General features: G+C 52.8%; 15 protein-coding genes and 2 pseudogenes. 9 read left to right on the forward strand and 8 right to left on the reverse strand.

The annotated features are described in order from the left end of the window. Positions 1 to 99: photosystem II protein D1 (locus tag LKE08_RS03530; RefSeq protein WP_324702827.1), on the forward strand; the 99-nt coding region annotated here is incomplete at its 5' end. 220 nt (positions 100 to 319) lie between these two features. On the opposite strand, the gene LKE08_RS03535 is transcribed toward LKE08_RS03530, so the two are convergent. Beyond that, positions 320 to 3,391, reverse strand: coding sequence for an ATP-binding protein (locus LKE08_RS03535; RefSeq protein ID WP_324702813.1), 3,072 nt, complete (start codon positions 3,389 to 3,391; stop codon positions 320 to 322). 226 nt (positions 3,392 to 3,617) lie between these two features. Between LKE08_RS03535 and LKE08_RS03540 the strand changes: the two genes are divergently transcribed. Further along, positions 3,618 to 4,835, forward strand: coding sequence for a DNA double-strand break repair nuclease NurA (locus tag LKE08_RS03540; protein ID WP_324702814.1), 1,218 nt, complete (start codon positions 3,618 to 3,620; stop codon positions 4,833 to 4,835). 127 nt (positions 4,836 to 4,962) lie between these two features. Here LKE08_RS03540 and LKE08_RS03545 read toward each other — a convergent pair whose 3' ends face one another. Next, a complete protein-coding gene (locus tag LKE08_RS03545) occupies positions 4,963 to 5,847 on the reverse strand; it encodes a prephenate/arogenate dehydrogenase (protein ID WP_324702815.1) in 885 nt (294 codons plus the stop codon). 288 nt (positions 5,848 to 6,135) lie between these two features. Here LKE08_RS03545 and LKE08_RS03550 point away from each other — a divergent pair, with 288 nt between their 5' ends. The 3 genes from LKE08_RS03550 to LKE08_RS03560 all read left to right on the forward strand — a co-directional run bounded on the left by LKE08_RS03550 (position 6,136) and on the right by LKE08_RS03560 (position 11,161). After that, positions 6,136 to 7,689: a pentapeptide repeat-containing protein gene (locus LKE08_RS03550; RefSeq protein ID WP_375341397.1), complete on the forward strand. Its 1,554-nt coding sequence runs from the start codon at positions 6,136 to 6,138 to the stop codon at positions 7,687 to 7,689. A 94-nt stretch (positions 7,690 to 7,783) separates the two neighbouring features. Next, positions 7,784 to 9,355: a pentapeptide repeat-containing protein gene (locus tag LKE08_RS03555; protein ID WP_324702817.1), complete on the forward strand. Its 1,572-nt coding sequence runs from the start codon at positions 7,784 to 7,786 to the stop codon at positions 9,353 to 9,355. Positions 9,356 to 9,580: 225 nt separating this feature from the next. Further along, a complete protein-coding gene (locus tag LKE08_RS03560; RefSeq protein WP_324702818.1) occupies positions 9,581 to 11,161 on the forward strand; it encodes an ATP-dependent DNA helicase in 1,581 nt (526 codons plus the stop codon). 20 nt (positions 11,162 to 11,181) lie between these two features. Here the strand turns inward: LKE08_RS03560 and LKE08_RS03565 are convergent, their stop codons facing one another. The 4 genes and pseudogenes from LKE08_RS03565 to LKE08_RS03580 form a co-directional block, all read right to left on the reverse strand. Beyond that, positions 11,182 to 11,613: a DUF3122 domain-containing protein gene (locus LKE08_RS03565; protein WP_324702819.1), complete on the reverse strand. Its 432-nt coding sequence runs from the start codon at positions 11,611 to 11,613 to the stop codon at positions 11,182 to 11,184. 318 nt (positions 11,614 to 11,931) lie between these two features. Then, positions 11,932 to 12,216: a HepT-like ribonuclease domain-containing protein gene (locus tag LKE08_RS03570; RefSeq protein ID WP_324702820.1), complete on the reverse strand. Its 285-nt coding sequence runs from the start codon at positions 12,214 to 12,216 to the stop codon at positions 11,932 to 11,934. Further along, a pseudogene (locus tag LKE08_RS03575) lies at positions 12,197 to 12,463 on the reverse strand (nucleotidyltransferase family protein); the annotation flags it as partial. The pseudogene LKE08_RS03575 and the gene LKE08_RS03570, both read right to left, overlap by 20 nt. A gap of 110 nt (positions 12,464 to 12,573) precedes the next feature. After that, a complete protein-coding gene (locus LKE08_RS03580) occupies positions 12,574 to 13,242 on the reverse strand; it encodes a hypothetical protein (RefSeq protein ID WP_324702821.1) in 669 nt (222 codons plus the stop codon). A 183-nt stretch (positions 13,243 to 13,425) separates the two neighbouring features. Here LKE08_RS03580 and LKE08_RS03585 point away from each other — a divergent pair, with 183 nt between their 5' ends. The 3 genes from LKE08_RS03585 (at position 13,426) to LKE08_RS03595 (ending at position 17,844) form a co-directional block, all read left to right on the forward strand. Beyond that, the gene (locus LKE08_RS03585) at positions 13,426 to 14,463 is read left to right on the forward strand and encodes an AAA family ATPase (protein ID WP_324702822.1); all 1,038 of its coding nucleotides are present in this window, start codon (positions 13,426 to 13,428) and stop codon (positions 14,461 to 14,463) included. Next, a complete protein-coding gene (locus LKE08_RS03590; protein ID WP_324702823.1) occupies positions 14,453 to 17,206 on the forward strand; it encodes an AAA family ATPase in 2,754 nt (917 codons plus the stop codon). The genes LKE08_RS03585 and LKE08_RS03590 overlap by 11 nt, the downstream gene beginning before the upstream one ends. Before the next feature lie 80 nt (positions 17,207 to 17,286). Further along, positions 17,287 to 17,844 carry a Uma2 family endonuclease gene (locus LKE08_RS03595; protein WP_324702824.1) on the forward strand — a complete coding sequence of 186 codons (558 nt, stop codon included), beginning with the start codon at positions 17,287 to 17,289 and terminating at the stop codon, positions 17,842 to 17,844. Positions 17,845 to 18,071: 227 nt separating this feature from the next. On the opposite strand, the gene LKE08_RS03600 is transcribed toward LKE08_RS03595, so the two are convergent. Together LKE08_RS03600 and LKE08_RS03605 are read right to left on the reverse strand one after the other, a co-directional pair. After that, positions 18,072 to 18,575 (reverse strand): GNAT family N-acetyltransferase, encoded by a 504-nt coding sequence (locus LKE08_RS03600; RefSeq protein WP_324702825.1) that lies wholly within the window; start codon positions 18,573 to 18,575, stop codon positions 18,072 to 18,074. Continuing rightward, complete coding sequence (locus tag LKE08_RS03605) at positions 18,575 to 18,862, reverse strand: DUF1778 domain-containing protein (protein ID WP_324702826.1); 288 nt, start codon at positions 18,860 to 18,862, stop codon at positions 18,575 to 18,577. The genes LKE08_RS03600 and LKE08_RS03605 overlap by 1 nt, the downstream gene beginning before the upstream one ends. Positions 18,863 to 19,023: 161 nt before the next feature. Between LKE08_RS03605 and LKE08_RS03610 the strand changes: the two are divergent. After that, a pseudogene (locus LKE08_RS03610) lies at positions 19,024 to 20,196 on the forward strand (polyphosphate:AMP phosphotransferase); the annotation flags it as partial. Positions 20,197 to 20,271 lie beyond the last annotated feature (75 nt).

Raw genomic sequence — 20,271 nt, forward strand, 5'->3', positions numbered from 1 at the left:
ATGGAAGTCATGCACGAGCGCAACGCTCACAACTTCCCCCTCGACTTGGCTTCTGCTGAGTCCGAGACTGTGGCTTTCGTTGCCCCCGAAATTGGCTAATTTTTAAGCCGGTTTAAACCAAGCGCCTCCCGATTGGGGGGCGCTTTTTGCGTTTTGGGGGTGGCAGTTCCAATATTGGGTTTCACTCGCCCTCACCCCCAGCCCCTCTCCCAATTTTGGGAGAGGGGAGAAAAGCCCAATCGGTATCAATTCTGGAGCACACCCGATACTTAAGTCCCCCAAAGTTGGGGGATTTATGGAACTTAAAATTTGGGGGAATTTAACCGTCCGAAAGTACCCCGTACAGCATTTCCCTCAAGGTGGGAAACTGTGCGATGGTATCCGGCAACCGATCCCAATCAAAAGCGGTCAATTGTTCCTCCAAAGCCGCCGCATAATTTTGCAGGGGTTCCCAGGGATAATCCGCCGCCAGGGTTTGCAGTCGCTTCAGGAACGATCGCAACTGTCTCTGGGTCATGCGATCGCGCAATTCCCGCCATTTCGTCTCCTCTTCCCGCTGTAAAATATCCTTCAATTCGGACAGTTTTTCCTTCCATTCTGGAGTTATGGGGGTGGGTCGCGACTCTAGAGCGACACATTTTTGGGGCGATCGCACGTGGGATTTTCGGGGGGGCAAAATATCCCGCAAAACGCCGCCGAGTTTCGCTTTGCTGACGGGTTTTCGCAGATATCCCCGGCAGAGATTTTGACTCTGTTCAAAATCTTGGGCGACCGCAGAAGCCGTCAGCATGATAATGGGAATATTCCGAGTTTTTCGATCTTGCTTCAATCGCAGGCTCGTTTCAATTCCATCCAAATTCGGCATTCTCAAATCCATAAAAATTACGTCGGGACGTTCGGTTTTGGCGATCGCGATCGCCTCCAAACCATCTTTTGCCATCAGCAGGCGATGTCCCGTACCCTCGAAGTAACCCGCGACCAAATTGCGGTTGGACTGCACGTCATCTACCACCAATATTGTCGAAGTTTGCAGCCCACTAAAATCAATTTTATCGGTCAATTTAACAGCTTTTGAATTGCCATTTTCGGCAAGTTTAATATTGGGAAAGGTAAACGTGAAGGTACTCCCCGCACCCAACTGACTTTTCAAGGTCACGTCTCCCCCCAAAAGGTGAGTGAGTCGCCGGGTAATCGCCAATCCCAGACCCGTTCCGCCATATTTGCGGGTGCTCTGTCCCTCACTTTGAACGAAGGCTTCAAAAATCTGTTTTTGCTGGTCGGGGGAAATCCCGATTCCGGTATCTGCGACGATAATTTCCAGGTAAATTTGGCGATCGCCGTCCGGTTGAAACGTGCGAGCCCAGATGCGAACCGACCCTTTTTCCGTGAACTTCAGGGCATTTCCCACCGTATTGAATAAGATCTGCCGCAGCCGCACCTCGTCAAATTCGATGGCGGTGGGGACGGTTTCTTCGACATCAATTTGCAATGATACACCCTTGGCGATCGCCGTGGGAGAAAACATCTGTCGGATCTCTTGCATCAACACCCGCAACTCGACGGGTTCGTACTGGAGTTCCAGTTTCCCCGCCTCAATTTTAGACAGGTCAAGGATGTCGTCGATCAGGGCCGTCAGCGCCCGCCCTCCAGCCGCGATCGCATCCAAATAACCGCGTTGCTGTTCGTCCTCCACCATCCCCTGCAACAGGTCACAAAACCCCAAAATGGCATTCATCGGCGTGCGAATTTCGTGGCTCATATTCGCCAAAAACTCGCTTTTTGCGCGGTTCGCCGTTTCCGCCCGTTTGGCGACTTGTTCGAGGGCAAAATGGGAAAACTGCAAAACAGCCAACATGAGGCTATTTCTCAACTCCGCAGCCGCCGCGATCTCTAGTTCATTCCAAGGTTCAGCGCGGCCCTTGACCGTCTCTTTCCAAGCTTCAAAGGATTTGCGGGGGGACAGGCGAACCTCCCCGCCTCCGTCCTTGATGACGGGTTTGTTGGGGTTGCCGCCCCAGGTGACGGTGCGGACCCGTTCCGGCCTGAACCAAATAATTTGATAAGTCACCCGATCCAAATAAATCGAGATCGCCAACAAACCCGCCACTTTCTGGGTGTAATTTTTAGCCGGGGAATAGAGTGAGCCGAGGCGGTCGGTATAGAAAATTTCTTCCCGGTGATAGGTCCGCAGCCAGCAGAGTAAATTTTCCAGATCGTCCGGGGAGGGAACTTCCCCGCAGTGAGACAGTTTTCCCTGCAAGCAGATGACGATTCCCCGGGCATTGACCAATTCTAGCAGGCGATCGCCGCTTTGGTGGATCATCTGCATCATTTGACGGATGACATTGGATTCCCGGCCGGACAATTTTTGTCTGAACAGGTGTTGAATCTCTTTGACTTTGGATTTGTATCGTTCCCAATTATTTTGATATTGGCGATACAATTCCACGGACATAAATTGCCCCAACAGTTCGCAAGCCTGTCGCAATTCGTGGGGGACAAATTTGGGGCTGTAGTGGTGACAGACGATCATGCCCCAGAGTTTTTTGTCGTGAATCAAAGAGATGCACAGGGAAGCGGAAACCCCCATATTTTGAAGGTATTCGATGTGGATGGGCGAGACACTTCTCAAAATGGCGTGGCTGAGGTCGAGGGGGGCTGAGGTGACGGGATTGTGGGCGGGGAAAATGGGGACGGGTTCGTAATTGATATCGACGATCATTCGCACCCAATTTTTATAGTAGAGTTCCCGCGCCTGTTTGGGAATGTCGGAGGCGGGATAGTGCAACCCGAGAAAGGTTTCGAGATCGGACCGTTTGTCCTCCGCCACGACGATGCCGCTGCCGTCTTCTTCAAAGCGATAAATCATGACGCGATCGTATTCGGTCAGCGCCCGCACTTCCCCCGCCAAATAGCCGACGGACTCTTCAAATGTATTTTTGTTGACGATGTTGGAGAGGGAGGTTTTGACCCGGGAGTAAAAACCGAAACGGCGATTATATTCCGTTTTGACATGGGGTTCCACCTCAAAAATTAATAGGCCGTCGTGGCGGTGCAGGGTGGCGGTCAATTTGCCAATTTTTTTGCGATCGCCGGGGTCGAGTGTGAAGGGTCCGAAGTGTCCCGAATCATTTTGGAGGACGAACTGAACCACTTTTTTGCCTTCCGATTTGGGCAAGATTCGCTCCAAATTTTTTCCGATCAGGGATTCGACTTCCCGGCCCAAAAATTTGTCGGTGTTGCCACTGGCCTGCAAGATGGTCAATTCGGGTTCTTGGAGAACCAACAGGCACCCGTAGGCTTGAATGTGTCCGGGGATGTGAATCGGTTCGCGATCGCAATTGCTCAAGTCGATCGGTTCGGACGGGACGGGTGCGGCAAAATCTGTCATGTCAGGACTCCTGAACGCCAAAATTCTGATATACAAAAATTGTTCAAGTTGTTATTTCTCAGACTCAAAACCTTAAAATTTGATCAAATTTTTGAGGATTTATTTTTGTCGATCTGAGGGTTGTTTAGTTTCCAGTGTAGTCAATTTTCCAGCTTCAGAATATCAAATGCACTTTTGGGACCTATAATTGAGTTTAACCCGAGTTCTCAGCGTTCTCAATTTTCCCATGCTCGACCTGACAAAACTTGCCCGCCAAATGCAGGGCATGAGCCAACACATGACCCGGGAGGCGGAAGCGGCCCGCGATCGCCTGGAACGGGCACAAACCCTGTTCGAGGAAGCCCAGACCCACCAGGAAGAATTGGTGAGGCGGCAGGCCCGCTGGGTACACCGCATCCCCTTCAACGCGGCCACCCCCGTGGAACCGCTGGACCGCCGGCCCGCCATCCAAACCCCCCCAGAAGCCCACACCGTCTTCGCCTCCGACGGCTCCCAAATCGCCCCGAGCGCCCACGAAATCGCCTACTGTTACTTGCTCAACGTGAGCCGGGTCATCCTCCATTATGGCCAAAGTCGCCACCCGGTTCTCGACAGTGTTCCCGAAATTTTTTACCGCCCCGAAGACCTCTACATCTCCCGGCAGTGGGGCATCCGCACCGAGGAGTGGATGGGCTACCGCCGCACCGTCTCGGAAGCAGTCGCCCTGGCCGAAATCGGCCAAGATCTGCTCGTGATCGCCAACAACGCCCTCCCCGCCCCCACCCTCGCCCTGGTGGACGGTTCGCTGATCTACTGGTTTTTGGAACAGTTGCCCGGAGAGGCCCGCGATCGCATCATCGAGCCGATTTTGGGCGCCTGGGAGCTCCTGCGGCTGGCCGGCATCCCCCTGCTGGGCTACGTCAGCGCCTCCCGCAGCGCCGAAACCCTCTCCTTCCTGCGGTTCCAGGCTTGCCCCTACGAGGAGCCCAACTGCCTGCACCACTGCCCCGACCTGGGCACAGTCGATCGCAAGGGGCGGATCAAACAGGCCCCCTGCCAGGTGTGCGAACCCCTGCGGGACGGGGTGCTGTGGTCTTCCCGCCTGGAACCGGGCCACCGCAGCCCCCTGTGGCAGTCGCGATCGCGCATTTTGGACCTCTACGGCTCCCACTCCATCTATTTCTGCTACGTCAACGTCGGCCTGGAAATCGCCCGCATCGAGTGTCCCGCCTGGGTAGCCGAGGACTCCCGACTGTTCGAGTCGGCCCTGGGCATGACCCTGGCCCAAGTGTACAAGGGCTACGGCTACCCCGTCGCCCTCGCCGAAGCCCACAACCAGGCCGTGGTCCGGGGCGGCGATCGCTCCCGATTTTTCGCACTGCTGGAACAGGAAATGATCCGGGCCGGACTGCAAAATGTCGGCACGTCTTATAAGGAAGCCCGAAAGCGGGGAAGTATCGCTTAAATAATTGATAATTGATAATTGATAATTGATAATTATCAATTAATTTCCCAGATCCACTCACCCCAACACCAAATAATCTGCGACAATCTGCGAAATCTGTGGACGATCCATTCAATTCCGTCAAACCCTACAGGTTGAATTGTGATCGCGCCTTTTGAGTGTCAGTCAAATACCTTTCAAGTTCTCCCCAGTCTTCCCGAACCACGGCATCGGCGATCTCGTCGAGAGTTTGGCGGTAGGTGTGGAGCGATCGCACGACGGCTTCGCGGTTGTATTTAGCCATCATCACGCCCAATTCGGGGTTGCCGCCGCCGACGCGGCTGGTATCGCGGAAGCCGGAACTGGCGAGTTTGTGGGCCAGATCGAGGACTTCGGGATCGGTTTCCCCCGCGACAGAGGCGATGAGGCCGGCACTGACCATAACCGGGAGGTGGGAAATCCAGGCGACGGCGCGATCGTGGGCTTCGGGGGGGCAGGAGTAGACTTTGGCTTCGAGGGATTCGGCGATCGCCACCACTTCCCGCACCGCTGCGGGGGGGGTGGTTTCGGTGGGAGTGACGACATAGGGGCGTCCGGCGAACAGGTGGAACTGAGCCGCCTCGATGCCGCTCTCGGCCGTCCCCGCCATCGGATGTCCACCCACGAAATTGGGCCACAGGGGGGACAGGGTTCGGACGACGGGGGTTTTGACGGACCCCACATCCGTTAGAATTGCATTAGGCTTGAGGTGATCGACAAGTTGTTCGACGGTCGGCGCGATCGCCGATAAGGGGGTGCAAATGAAAATCAGATCGGCTTGTGCCATCAAAGACAAATCCGCGTCCGCTTCGTCCACCGCACCGAGGGCGACGGCGCGATCGCAGGTGGACTGGCGGCGGCTGACGCCCAACACCCGCCCTGGCTTTCGATAGCCTTCCGGAGTCGCGTTTTCTGCGGAATCTGCCCCCAGCGATCGCAAATCCAACCCTAGGGAACCGCCAATTAAACCCAATCCGATAATACCGATATTCATCCGAAAACTTCCGGGGCGATTAACTGTTTTTGACCCTCGTTCGGTTGCAAACTTTCCAGGTCATTTCGGACATTATATCTCCCCCGGCAACGTCCCGAAAAACTTTTATAAAAAATCAAGAATTGGAAAATTAAGTCGAGCAAAAATGGGCGAATTTTCCGGTATGAAGGGGGAGCGCGATCGCCGACAAGCGTCCAGACAAAGCCGCCGGCTCGATTCCCACGCGGCGGCGAAATTTTGATAGAATAAGACTGGAATTTGCCGACGTCAGGCCGGAGCGAAACGGGCATGGATGCCGAAGAACTGCTGCTCAACTATCAATCTGGAAAGCGGGATTTTCCCGCCATTCTCCTGTGCGAAGCCAACCTCAGCCGGGTCAATCTGAGTCGGGCAAATTTGACCCGGGCGATTCTGAGCGTCACCAATTTCAGCGGCGCCAATCTCAGCGAGGTGAACCTGAGCCGAGCGAAACTCAACGTCTCCAAATTGAGCGGTGCCGTCCTCACCGGCGCCAACTTGGACGAAGCCGTTCTCAACGTGGCCAACCTGATTCGAGCCGACCTCAGCAAAGCCAGCCTCATCGACTCCTCCTTAATTCGGGCCGAACTGATGCGGGCCGACCTCAGCGACGCCAATTTGACACGCGCGAACCTCACCGAAGCCGACCTGCGGGAGGCCACCCTGCGGCGGAGCGATTTGATACAGGCCAACCTGTCGGGGGCCAACCTGTCCGAAGCCAGCCTCATCCTCGGCGACCTGGAAGGGGCCAACCTGACGCGCGCGAAGCTGACCCGGGCCGACCTGCGGGGGGCGAACCTCCGCAACGCCGAACTCCGACAGGCCGAACTCGAGGGAGCCCGCCTCCGGGGTGCCAACCTCAGCGGTGTCAACTTGCGGTGGGCGAACTTGAGCGGTGCAGACCTGAGCGGAGCCAACCTGGAGGCAGCCCAACTGAGCGGGGCGAGTTTGCGCGGCGCGGACCTCAGCGGTGCCAATTTGCTCAACGCCACCGCCATCCACGCCGATTTGACCCAGGCCAATTTGATCGAGAGCGACTGGACGGAAGCCGACTTGAGGGGGTCGGCCCTGACGGGCAGCAAATTTTACGGCGTGTCCCGGTTCAGCCTGATGGCCGACGAGATCACCTGCGACTGGGTTGACCTGAGTCCCGGCGGCGACGGCAGCCAAATTCGCCATTTCAGCCCCCAGGAAGCCTATCGATTCTTCAACATCGAGTCGCCCACGGTGCAAATTCGCATCGACGCCCCCCTCGACCCGGACGCCCACTGCGTCCTCGCCGCCATCTACCGCCAAATCGTCCGCCACCATCCGTTTATCAAACAGCCCCCCAGCATCGACGTGGGGTCTCGGAGGACAGTCTTATCATTTAGGATAGAAGAGGAGGAACAACTGTTTCTGACCGCCTACGTCGCCATCGAACCCTTTTCCGACGCCACGGCGACCCGGACTTCGATCCTGGAATCGTTGCGGATGCTCAACCCGGACAACAGTTCCCAGATGGGGGTGAGGTTGTCGAATCAAATCGTGCAGTTCGGGGTGGATATGATGCGGAAAATCGGACATCTGGACGATGAGGTGCTGTCCGAAAAATGGCGGTCAGAAGTGGGAGAGTGCGATCGCTTTTTTAATTCTCCGACCCAAACAATTTTGAGCAATTTGGCAACAGAATATCTGACCATTCACAACCATCCCGGATTCGGTCGAAACTTGAACGATATCCCCGGGGCGATCGGTGTTTCCGGACTCAAACTCGAACAATACCGGCAACTGGCGATGCCGACTCCGGAGCAGGCGATCGCTTTCGTCGCCAGCTTTTACTGAGGTCAGTGGGTCGAGGGGTCAGACCCTTTTGGGGTATCATCAATACAATTAAAAGTGAAAGTTTCGACCTGGATTTGAGGGGGATCGACATCGAATGACCGATCAGAATAACCGAGATGTTTCGGAAAGCGATCTTGTCAAAGTTTACGGAATTGTCAAGCAATACCGGGACGGGAAACGCGATTTTCAGGGCATCAATCTCAACGAGGCGAATCTGAGCCGAATCGTGTTGAGGGGGGCGAACTTGAGCGGCGCCTCCCTGTGCGTTGCCAATATGGGTTCGGCCGATTTGAGCGAAGCCAATTTGAGCGACGCCAACCTCAACGTCGTCCGGTTGAGCAGCGCCAACCTCACCCGGGCGATTTTGAACCGGGCGACCATCAACGTCGCCAACTTGGTGCGATCGGATTTGAGCGAGGCCCAACTCGTCGGGGCCCTGTTGATCCGAGCCGAACTGATCCGGGCCAAACTGCACAAGGCGAACTTCGCCCAAGCCAACCTCAACGGCGCCGACCTGCGGGAAAGCAAACTCCAGCAGGCGAACTTCGGCAACGCCAATTTGAGCGGGGCGAACCTGCGGGGGGCCTCCGGAGCCGCCGTCAACTTCCGACGGGCCGACCTGCGGGGGGCGGACTTGGTGAAGGCGAATTTGCCCAAAAGCGACTTCTGCCACGGGGAATTGCGGCAGGCGAACCTCACCTACGCCAACCTGAGCGGGGCCGACCTGCGGGGCGCCAACCTGCGCTGGAGCGACCTGCGGGGCGCCGACCTCAGCGCCGCCAACCTGAGCGAGGCGAATTTGAGCGGCGCGAACCTCTGCGGCGCCAACCTGAACGGGGCGACGCTGATCAAGGCCAGTTTGGTGCACGCGGACTTGACCCAGACGAACTTGATTCGCGCCTCCTGGGGCGGCGCGGACTTGTCGGGCGCCACGTTGACGGGGGCCAAACTCTACCAAGTGTGTCGCTTCAACCTGAAAGCGGAGGAGATCTCCTGCGAGTGGGTGGATTTGAGCCCCAACGGCGACCACAGCGAGGTCTACCATTTCGATCGCGACAGGTTGAAAAAGTTCTTCAACCAAACTCGCCCAAAGGTTCAGATCGTCGTCGATTCCCCCCTCGACCACGAGGCTAACCTGGTGTTGGCGGCCACCTACCAAAAAATTGCCGGCGAATTTCCCGTCATGGCCCGCCCCCCCAGCGTGGAAGTCGGCGATCGCACCACGTCCCTCATCTTCGCCGCCGACAGGGAGGAAGACCTGTTTCCCATCGGTTGCATGGCGGTTTTACCCTTCGACGACGCCACCGGGACCCAAAAAAATATCGTCACGTTGCTGCGGCAGCTCCAAAGTTCGTCCCTGAAACCAGAACGGCGGACGCAGTTGTTGAGCGCAATGGGTCAAGTGATCGCCCGGGTCAACGACATCAAAAAATTGGTTCGCAGCACCCGCTCCGAGTCGATCCCATCGTTTTTTCGCCGGCCCACCGCCACCCAACTCACCAATTCGAGTCAAAAAACTCTCACCGTTTACCAACACCCGCAGATGGACAAAATTGGCTCGTCTTCGATCTTAGAGTCCGCCCGGTCCGAACCGGCCACCGAGAGTTCGCTGCCCGAACTCGCCGCCGCGATCGCATTTATCGAAAGTTTTGACGAAACCCACTGATCCGCCCCGAGGAACTCGGAGCGCAGATTCCTCGAAACCCCCCGTGCCTCTCGACTTTTGCCCGCCGCCCTCCCTTCACTTCAGACCTCCGGGCGATCGCCTCGAAAAATTAGAATTGCAGATCCGGCTAATATGGAAGTTGCCGTGCCGGACTCAGGCCAGAATTCCGACCCCCGACGATCCGGATCGGCACCCGCCCCGAAGCCGTTTCCCCGGACATCACCTGTGATTGAGGTAGAAGCCCACAACCTGCTTCGCCGCTTCGTGCATTCCCTCGGCGATATCGACTGGCCCCACCATCTGACGATGGCGAGGCTGGTGGCCCGCGCCTTGCGCCTGGGGCGCAGTGCCCTGATCCAGACGGGGGTGCCGCCGGAAAGCCTCAACCATTCCTATCGCTTCAGCTACCTGATCCCCGTTTTGGTTTGGGGGAAAGCCAGCGTCATCGTCGCCCCGGAAGCGGTCATCGAGCATTTGTTGGCGGTGGAGTTCTCCCGACTGCGACACCTCGGAGACGGGGAGGAGGTTTGGAGGTTGATGGAGATGCCCATTCGCAGGGGCGATCGCTGGCCGGATGCGGACTATCAAGGGTTGCTGCTGACCACTCCGGAAGCCTGGTTGGACGATCGCCTGGGGGACAGGGGCAATTTTCCCCCGGACGTCCCCACGATTCTCGACTGCGCCGACGACCTGGAACGCCGGGCCCGCGATCGCCTCACGGCCCGGTTGCACGGGTCCGACTGGCGACAGTTGATCGACGGGCGTCCGGAGTGGCGGGATCTCCTCCAAGATGCCCAAGTGCGCCTGATCAAGTCTGCCTTCACCCGCCCCCCCAACCTCTACGGGTGCCACCTCCTGGACGAGGCGGAACGGCAGATCCTCGAAGATCTGTTTGCCGCCCTCAAAGAAGAAACGGGGGAGGACACCGAGTCCCGCAGTTGTTCCCTGGCGGAAAGCGAGGGGGCGGATTCTCCCTGGAACCGCTTCTGGCATCAGTGGCAATCTGAAAATCAGTTGCGGTGGGTGGGGGTCGATCGCGATCGCGGCGCCCTGACCTTTTATTGCACTCCGATAGAGGTGGCGTCGGCGTTGCGTCCCGTCTGGGAAAAACAGCCCTCGGTGCTCATCGGCGGCGCCCTGGATTTGGACAAAAATGCCCCCATCTACCGCCAAGTGATGGGACTCGGGGAGATCACCGGCGTCAAATTTTCCCCAGACCGCCAGACTCAGTTGATCCAACTCTACCTGCCCTCGGGGATACCGATGCCCAACACCCCCCAATTCGAGGCAGCCCTGATTCGGGAGTTGCGGACCCTGCTATCGATGAGCGCGGGGGTTGCCGGCCCAAGGGTGCTGCTGGTGGAGGACGTGCCGCTCAGGGGGCGGGTGGGGGCGGTTTTGGCGTCGGAGTTCGGTTCCCAAGTGCGGGTGGAGACGGCAGAATTGGGCGATCGCGGCATTTTGGTGGCGGGTTGGCAATTTTGGCAAACCCACCGGCACCGGTTCGCCCCCCCGCACCTGTTGGCGATCGCGACGTTGCCCCTGCCCTCCCTGGAACATCCCCTGGTGGCCGGCCGGGTCGCCTACCACAAACGCCGCCGCGAGGACTGGTTCCGCCTCTACCTCCTCCCCACCGCCCTGCAAGAGCTCCAGCGGGCCGTCGCCCCCGTCCGGGAAACCCAGGGCGTCGTCGCCCTCCTGGACACTCGGGTGCTGCACCGCAGCTATGGAAAACAGGTCTTGGCGGCTTTGAGTCCCCACGCCCAAATCGATTATTTGGACACGACTTGGCTAAATAACAATTAATAATTCACAATTAACAATTATCAATTGTCAAAAAGTTGCTGCCATTCTCGCACGACAAAGGGGGGGGCGGGGATTTCTGCGGATTCGGTCGTCAGGGGCACGGAGAGTTCCATCGCGGGGGTTCCCTCCAATTCCAATAAAACGGGGGCGAGGTCGTATTCGCCGACGTTGGGGGGCAGGGACAGATCCACCACATCTTCCGCCCTCCAGGTTTTGCCCGTCGCCGTCGTCAGGGTGAGGGGGGCTCGGTGGGCGACCTCCACCCACCCCGGAAATCCCACCAGACGCAGGTGGAGGCTCTCGACTCGGCCGAAAGCGGTGCGTTTGAATAGGATCACCTGCCAGGAGCGATCGCGGCGATCACGCAAACTGAGTTTGGAACGGTACATCACGCGATCGGAACCCTCCGGGTAGCGGTGGATGGAGGCGAAAACGGGGGCGGGATTTCCCAATATAAAATAGAGGGAAAGTAGGAGGATTAAAAAATGTCTGAAAATATGGATATAGCGGCGATCGATTGAATCAGATGCGGACGATCCCCCCCCCGCCCCCCTTAAGAAGGGGGGAGCCAGAGTCGGTTTTGCTTCGAGTGATATGGGGAATTTGAAATTTAAAGCGTACTTCACTAGCTTGATAAATGCTTTGATTCGGGTTGAAAATTTCATGCGATCGCTCCTTTATTCGCTCAATTTTGCGGTCATTGTCGATTTCCGTTATTCTTGATTATCGATGATAGTTTCTAACATTGTAATCGATTCGGGCAAGGCGATCTAGACGGTATCCCAAATCAACTCTAGGTCGATGTCATCGTATTTGTGAATGAGACGATTACGCATTCCAATAATTTGCGACCCGGGAATGTTTGGAAAAGTCCCTTGAGTGTCGGTCGAAATTCGACGAGCCGCTTCTCCCATAATTTCAAATTGGCGAGTCACGGCGGTTTGACGCATTAAATCCAGTTCAAAGGTTTCCCAGTCAATCCCGGCCACAAAGTCTTGAGCCAACTTGGCGGCATTGAGCATATCTTGGAAATAATTAATTTCGCGAGGTTGCATAGATGACTTGAGCGGAGTTCAGAATTGCTTGACGACGGAGGTGATTTCGACTGCGTTCGATCCCTCGCCGACTGACCAAATCAACGTCTCTTTGAAAAATATTCTTGATATCTTGTTCCATATCGACCCAATCGAATAACGTCCAACGGGCATCGCGATCGAATGAGATTAAAATATCGATATCGCTGCTTTCCGGGCGAAAATCGTCCCTCAAGACGGAACCGAATAAAGATCTACTCAAATTATAATAGAGTTGTTGGGTTGCGCTCCGTCAACCTGAGCGAAGACAAAAGAACGGCTGGGAGCGATCGCACCCTTATCGCACCCTTACCGTCGAGTATTGCAGTTGTCGAAATTTCAAGCCACATCTAGATCTTGTGCCCAGAACCGAGCGACGAGGCTTTGCCATTGTCGCCAAGATTGATTGAGTTCGGACGAGTCGATGAGATTGACATCGATTGTATCGGGAGTTGCAACAACGATCAATCCTTGGTTGAATTGAGTTCCATACTGCCGGTTGAGTGCGGCGGTGTAGGCGGCGAGTTGCATTTTTTGTTGGGGATAGATAGGTTTGATGCGATCGCTAAATTTGAACTCGATCGCCATTTCCGGGAGAGCGGACAGACGAGCCACGCAATCCACCCGGCCGCAATACCCATCATAATGGTGAAAAACGGGACTCTCTACGAGTCGGATTCCGTGGATTTTTTGCAAGGTGGGGAGCAACTGTTTCCAATGGGGTTCGAGGATTGGCGGACAGGAGACAGTTTCCCCCTTCAGGAAGTTCTCAACCAGGCGGTGTCCCAACTTGCCAATTTGACAGGCTCGGTTGGCTGCGGCTCCCTGGCTGCGTCGCCACTGATTGAGTCGTGCTTTTTCCTTGAGCGATCGCATCACCTCCTGGATGTGAGAAACACTGGGTTGGAAGTTACCGCGTTCGTCTTCATAACCGCTCATCCCGTTTCGCCGTGCGGGTTTGGCGTAGTAAATCGGAAGGATGCGATCGGACCAGTTGGGATTGTTCATGCTGTTCGTGTTCTCCTCAAATTCATCGATAATCCCAACATAGAGAATTCTTTCTCATTCCGTAAGCGCCAAAAAGTTCCCCCTGTGAAATCATCCGAGCGGAACGAGGGGGAAATAATGTTCCCCCCGATCCGGAGGTAGCATTTTCGGTTACACTGGTGGGGTGGAGTAGCAACCAAGCCGATGGAGAACTGGGATCGCTGGGATAAATTTCTGAAAGAGATCGTGGTCGATTATAAATTGAGTCGAACAGAACAAGATTTCTTTTTAGAAAGATTCCGGCGACAAAATTTAAATCTGGACGAAAAAGAAGTGTGTATCCTTGTGAGGGGAGATTGCGATATTTCATGGGAGGCTTACAAAAAATGTAGAGCGAGTGCTTATCGAAAATTTCGCGAAGTTTTAACAGATGCCAACGATACCAAAAAAGAAGCTTTATTGAAGTGGCTGGAAGAAAAATATAGTTCTCAAAAAAATGAGACGGTTAAAAGTTTGGAATATCAAAACCCTTTCACGCCTTTGAGTGGAGCCATAGCAGATCCAAATTTATTTTTTGGCAGGGATAAGGAAATTAGAGAAATTTTTGAAACACTGAACAGTGGCAGTAGCGTCGCAATTATTGGAGAAAGTGGACTGGGTAAGTCTTCATTATTGAAAGCGATCGAACGAACGGCAGTTCACAAATCAGATATAAAGCCAATTTATATAGATTTGCGACACCTTCAGAGCGACGATGATTTTTATGCAGAACTATGTAATGAAATCGGTATTAAAATATGTCAAGGACGTGAACTCAGGCACAAACTCAAACCATATCGTATTTTACTTCTCCTCGATGTTGTAGATAATATGAGAGAAAATTGGTTTACAAACCAAGTTCGCAGCCAGTTACGAGCATTGGCGGATGGCAGCGATCCGCCTTTGCGGTTGGTGGTTGCAGCTTCTCAATCACTTGATACTTTATTTCTAGATAGTCAGAATATGACTTCACCTTTTGAAAATATTTGTAGAGAACACCGTCTTAAGCCGTGGAATCAAGAAACAGTTAAAAATTTTATTAATAGTCGCTTAACTTATTTTGTTACACAACAATTAAAATGTATTCAGTTTGATGAGAATGAGATCATAAAAATTTATCAAGAAACTGGAGGTCATCCGCAGAAAGTAATGCAACAATGCCACGATCTTTATAAATATTTGAATGAAAATAATGAAAAATAGTAATTTTATTCTACGCCTCAACTTGGCTCCACAACTAAGGCGATCTCTATCTCTATGGAATACTTTCGATTATTTGCGACTGTTATATTGGATATTTTTCTTTCCTCAAGCACTGCGATGGTATGAAGAAAATCATGGAGAAACTGGGAGTTTAAAAGACAAAAAAACTTGGCGAGAAAAGTTGGAATTACTCCTTCGCAATCAAAATCAAATTAAATTATGCTTACAGGGATTAATATTGATTTTTTTTACATCATTTCTATCGTGGATAATATCTCAGGATTTTAATGTCCAATTTTATTGGAGTTATGTGCTGTTTAATTGGCTGTTTTCTATCTGCTTACTTGGTGTAGCGTTTGCCATAAAATTCGGTGTTTCAATAGGTGTGGGAGTCGCTGTGGCAGTCAGTGTAATTATGAATATGGTAGCAATTTTAGTCAACAATACAACCTCTAATTTTGTAGTTATGGTTATTGTCTCTGTGGGGTTTGGTGTCGGCATCAGTGTAGTCTCTAGCTTGATAGTAGGTGTGATTGATGCAGCATTTGGTTTTGTAGTGGGTGTGGCGTTTGGTGTGGCGTTCACATTTGGTTTGATATTCGGTGTAGCAGCAGGTGTATACAGTCTGGTAGTAGGTGTTACAAGGTTTGGTGTAGTAGTAGGTATAGGATCTGTGGTGGCTAGTGGAGTTTTAGGTTTGATTATCAGTGTGATGTTAGGTGTAGTGATCAGTGTAGCAAGTTTGCGTCCCGAAAACTGGATAATTTGTGTACTACCTAATTTAATATCAATTCAAAACCGTAGTTGGCTTTTTCCACGAATTAGCTCAATTCCTTTACCCTTACTAACAACTCGTTTAGAAATATCCTTAAAACAGGACTGGGAACAAGGGTTAGAAAATATCAATCGTATTTTTCAATATTCGTTACAATTTTTTCCTGCAATAATAGCCCTCAATCGAGTTCTCAAACAAACTCCACAAGAACACCTAATTTATCGAATTTCTCAGTTATCAGAAAATCCTGTTGATTGGAAACTTGTCAAGTTTTTATCCTCATCCTTGACACAAGAAATACAAACAAATTTTATAAAAGGATTATCAATTGCAATTCATGAATTATTGTTCTTTTGGAAAAAATTAAATAACGAAATAAATGTGTCAGCGATAGACACTCGCCTTGATACTCAACCCCGTGCAATTGCTGCTGGTTTTTGGCATCTCCACGAAAAAGAACCCGAACAAGCAACCCAAGCATTTTTGATAGTACGATCTTTGCAATATGGCGAAGAGATGTTTATTTTGGCTCAAACTCTCGCCCAATTTAAAGCTGCTACAGAACCCGACACCATTGCTGAAATTAAAGTTTCTGCATTTCCTTCAGAACACTATCTGCGCTCTGCAACTTGGGATGCAATGAACGGTTTACATTGCGTTTTAAAAGATACAAAACTCATTTTAGGAGCAACTTCAAAATCGGCTCGTTCTTTTGCCCTTAACCGCGCGATCGGTAAATTAAGAAGTATTCAAGATGATGCTAATACCCTACCCCAAGCGGAACGAGGTTTAATTGTCGATATTGCCCAAACCTGGAAAAAAGCTTTAGAACGCATTGCTCAAGAAGTTGGCAATATTTCGATTACCGAACCGGTCAAAAATCCCTATATCATTGGCGATCCAGTTGTCGGAAATTTATTTATTGGTCGAGAAGATATCATGAGAAAGCTTGAGGAATTGTGGGTGATGAGTTCTCATCTTCAGTCCATCGTTTTATACGGTCATCGTCGCATGGGAAAAACTTCAATTTTATTGAATATTGCCAACTTTTTGGGTTCCAAAGTTAAAGTAATTTATGTTAATTTACAAAAATTTTCAGGAGGAATGGGCGAGGTATTTTTAGAGATTAGCGATGAGATATCAGAAACACTTAATGTTTCTCTGCCAGACGAAGAAGATTTTTTAAAACACCCTTCGCTAAATTTTAAACGTCATTTAAAGAAGGTTCTGAAAAAAATAGACACAACCGGCTTGATCATTGCCTTGGATGAATTTGAAAGTATTGAAGAATTAATTAAATTGAACCAACTACCAGCAAATTTTATGACAATCTTGCGGAGTTTCGTGCAGATGAGTCCTAAAATTGCTTTTGCCTTTGCTGGGTTGCACACCCTGGAAGAAATGACTGAAGATTATTATCAACCTTTTTTTAGTAGCGTAACTCCACCAATTAAGGTGGGGTTTTTGACAGCCGCCGCCACCGCCCAAATTCTCGATAATCCCGACCCCGATTTTCCCCTCAGCTACGAACCGGAAGCCCACAAAACAATCTACAACCTCACCCACGGACAACCCTATTTGGTGCAGTTGATCGCATTTGACCTCGTCCGCCGCTACAATGACCAAATGTTTGAACGGGGGAACCCCCGCGATCCGGTTTTTACCGTGGAAGATGTGGACGCGGTTATCAACGGCACTTTCTTCCAAAACGGACGCTACTATTTCACCGGCGTTTGGGGACAAGCCGCCGAAGGTGCACCCCACCAGCAAGACGTTCTCAAAGTCCTGGCTTCCCACCCGGAAGGATGCGATCGCACCACCCTCCAACAAACAACCGGATTGGATGAAACCGCCCTCAACAATGCCTTGGAAACCCTCTCCCGCCACGATGTGATTATCGAAGCCGGGGGGAATATCCGCATCGCCGTGGAACTGTTTCGGATGTGGGTCAAGCAAAATCAATTGTAGCGATCGCATCTCGCCCCCAAACCCCCAATTCTGGGGGCTTTTATTTGCTACAATTAAAACGATTGATATGGGGAATCAACATGACTCAAATGGTCGGGCGATCGCTCACGTTGTCAGAATTCCTGGAACGTCCGGAAACCGAACCGGCTTCGGAATACATCGACGGAAAAATTATCCAAAAGCCAATGCCACAAGGTGAACACAGTCTGATCCAAGGCGAACTATGCGAAGCTATCAATAGAGTTGTGCGAGCTGAAAAGATTGCCAGAGCTTTTCCCGAGTTGCGCTGTACTGTCGGGGGACGATCGCTCGTTCCCGATGTGGCGGTATTCCGCTGGGACAGAATCCCGCGATCGCCGGCCGGAAAAATTGCCAATCGGTTTGAAATTTCTCCGGATTGGGCGATCGAAATCTTGTCGCCAGAACAGCAGATGACTGTTCTATTAACCAAGTTGTTGCACTATTCTCAAAACGGAACCAGCATCGGATGGGCGATCGATCCTCGGATGGAGACGATCTTTTGCATCGTCGAAAATCAACGTCTCGCGTCATTTCAAGGAGAGGCGCAACTTCCCGTTTTAGACGGGATCGATTTGCAGTTGACGGCGGCAGAAATTTTGAGTTGGTTGGTACTCTAGCACCCTGAAATGATTCGTGAAAATCCCATCCACTCAAAGCCCCCAGAATTGGGGGTTTGGGGGCTAGATAGGTCCGAAATAATGAAGTCAAATCCCATCCACTCAAAGCCCCCAGAATTGGGGGTTTGGGGGCCAGATCGGTGGTCCGAAATAATGAAGTCAAATCCCATCCACTCAAAGCCCCCAGAATTGGGGGTTTGGGGGCTAGATAACTTATGATAATCGATCTAAAACAGCTCCGCAATGGATTGCATGGGAAGATAAAGCTTCATCGGATCTTGCTGGAATTGTAGAAAGCCGTATTTGAGATAAAATCCCAATGCTTCTTCATCCAACGCTTCTGCAATTACCGCCAGCGATGCGATCTGTCGGGAAACTTCCAGGGACTTTTTGAGTGCATCGACTAACATCAATTCGCCAAATCCCTTACCTTTGGCGCTGTTATCGACAGCCAAACGGCCGAGTAAGGTTGTTGGCAGGCGTGGATAACGCGGCAGGTGCTTGGCAAAGTCGTCATTCAAAACGCCAATATCGACGGTGTAGCTCGATAAAGTATAATAGGCTAAAATATTTGAATCGGGAGCGTCGATCAATACGAAGACGGTGGCGACTCGTCTTTTCAGATCTTGCGATGCCTGCTGCCGAATGTAGCGATCTAAACTCTCCTTTCCGCAGTGAAATTGCGATCGCAAATGCCGACCCTTTGCCAGCAGTTCAATTTTGAGAACCATCAGTCCGCGATCGCATCCTTGTATCGTCGAGATGCGGCTTTCAACGCATCATTCGGCGGGGGAGGATTCAGGATTGTCTCGACGAAGGCTTCGCTTTCTTCCAAACTGAGGGTTAGGATTTGATGTTCTCGAATGACCCGCATCGCTTCGGCCCGGACGGCAGACACCACAAAATCGGTCAGGGTTCGCCCCTGCAAATCCGCCGCGTTTTGCAACAGTGCTTTCGTTTCCGGGCTGATCCGAGCTTCCAGTCGCGCCGTCGTTTTTTGAGGGGGTGGATTCGCCATGTCGCCAATCCAAATAAATCTGGTTTTTGCCGCTATTTTCTATAGTATACGGCAATCTGCCGGATGTCAGGCCCGATCGCTTCCGAAAAGATATCGAAATTTTACATTTTTCCCCGATCGCAGCGGTTACACTGGATCGGAATCCGACCCACTGAACGCCCATGCTCAAGACACTCGATCTCGATTTAGCCTTAGATAAGGAAACCTACAAAACTCAGGTAGAAGCCCTGATGCGGGAGTTGCGATCGCTTCAGCAGACCTGTTGGGAAAAAAAGCTCCCCGTGATCATCGTCCTCGAAGGCTGGGCCGCCGCCGGGAAGGGGGCGCTGGTGAAAAAAATGGTCGGCTACATGGACCCCCGGGGCTTCAAAGTCATCCCCATCTGGCCCCCCACCAAGAGCGAACGGCGCTATCCTTTCATGTGGCGATTTTGGCAGCAACTCCCCGGACGCGGTAAACTCGGCATTTTCTACCACAGTTGGTACACCCACGTCCTCGAAGACCGGCTGTTCGGTCGCCTCCCGGAATCCGAAGTGCCGATGGCCATGCGCCAGATCAACGCCTTCGAGCGCCAGATGGTGGACAACGGAGCTGCGATCGCCAAATTTTGGATTCACCTGAGCAAAAAAGAGCTCAAAAACCGCCTCAAAAAAGCCAGCAAGGACGAACTGGCGGCCTGGCGGGTGCGCCCCGAGGACTGGAAACAGGCCAAAAACTACGACACCTATTCCGCCTACGCCGAAGATATGGTCATCCACACCAGCACCGGCGCGGTGCCCTGGACGCTGGTGGAAGGGGACAGCCAACGCTGGGCGCGGGTGAAGGTGCTCTCCACGATGGTCGCCACCATCAAAGAAGCCCTGGAACGCCTGCAGGTGCAGCCTCCTCCCGTTTGCACCGTCCCCCAGGATCGTCTCGACCCCACGGAACCGAACCCCCTGGCCGGTGTGGATTTGAGCCTGTCCCTCTCCTCCGACGAGTACAAGGAAAAACTGCCCCATCAGCAGGCCCGCCTCGGCCGGATGCAACAGATCATCTACGAAAAACAGATACCGGTTTTGATCCTATTCGAGGGGTGGGACGCCGCCGGCAAGGGGGGCGCAATCAAGCGCCTGACGGATATCCTCGACCCCCGCAGCTACGAGGTGCACGCCTTCGCCGCCCCCACCGACGAGGAAAAAGCCCACCACTACCTGTGGCGGTTCTGGCGCAAACTGGCCCCGGCGGGGAAGATCGCCATTTTGGACCGCAGTTGGTACGGCCGCGTCATGGTGGAACGGGTCGAGGGGTTCGCCACGGACGAGGAGTGGCGGCGGGCCTATCGGGAAATCAACGTTTGTTGATGTCGATTGATTTCCGAGCATTGGCGGCTATTCGCCGTCGCCCGTCTCCCCCGCCCGTTCGATGAA

It is taken from the genome of Lyngbya sp. CCY1209 (genome assembly GCF_035615495.1).
Taxonomy (GTDB): domain Bacteria; phylum Cyanobacteriota; class Cyanobacteriia; order Cyanobacteriales; family Microcoleaceae; genus Limnospira.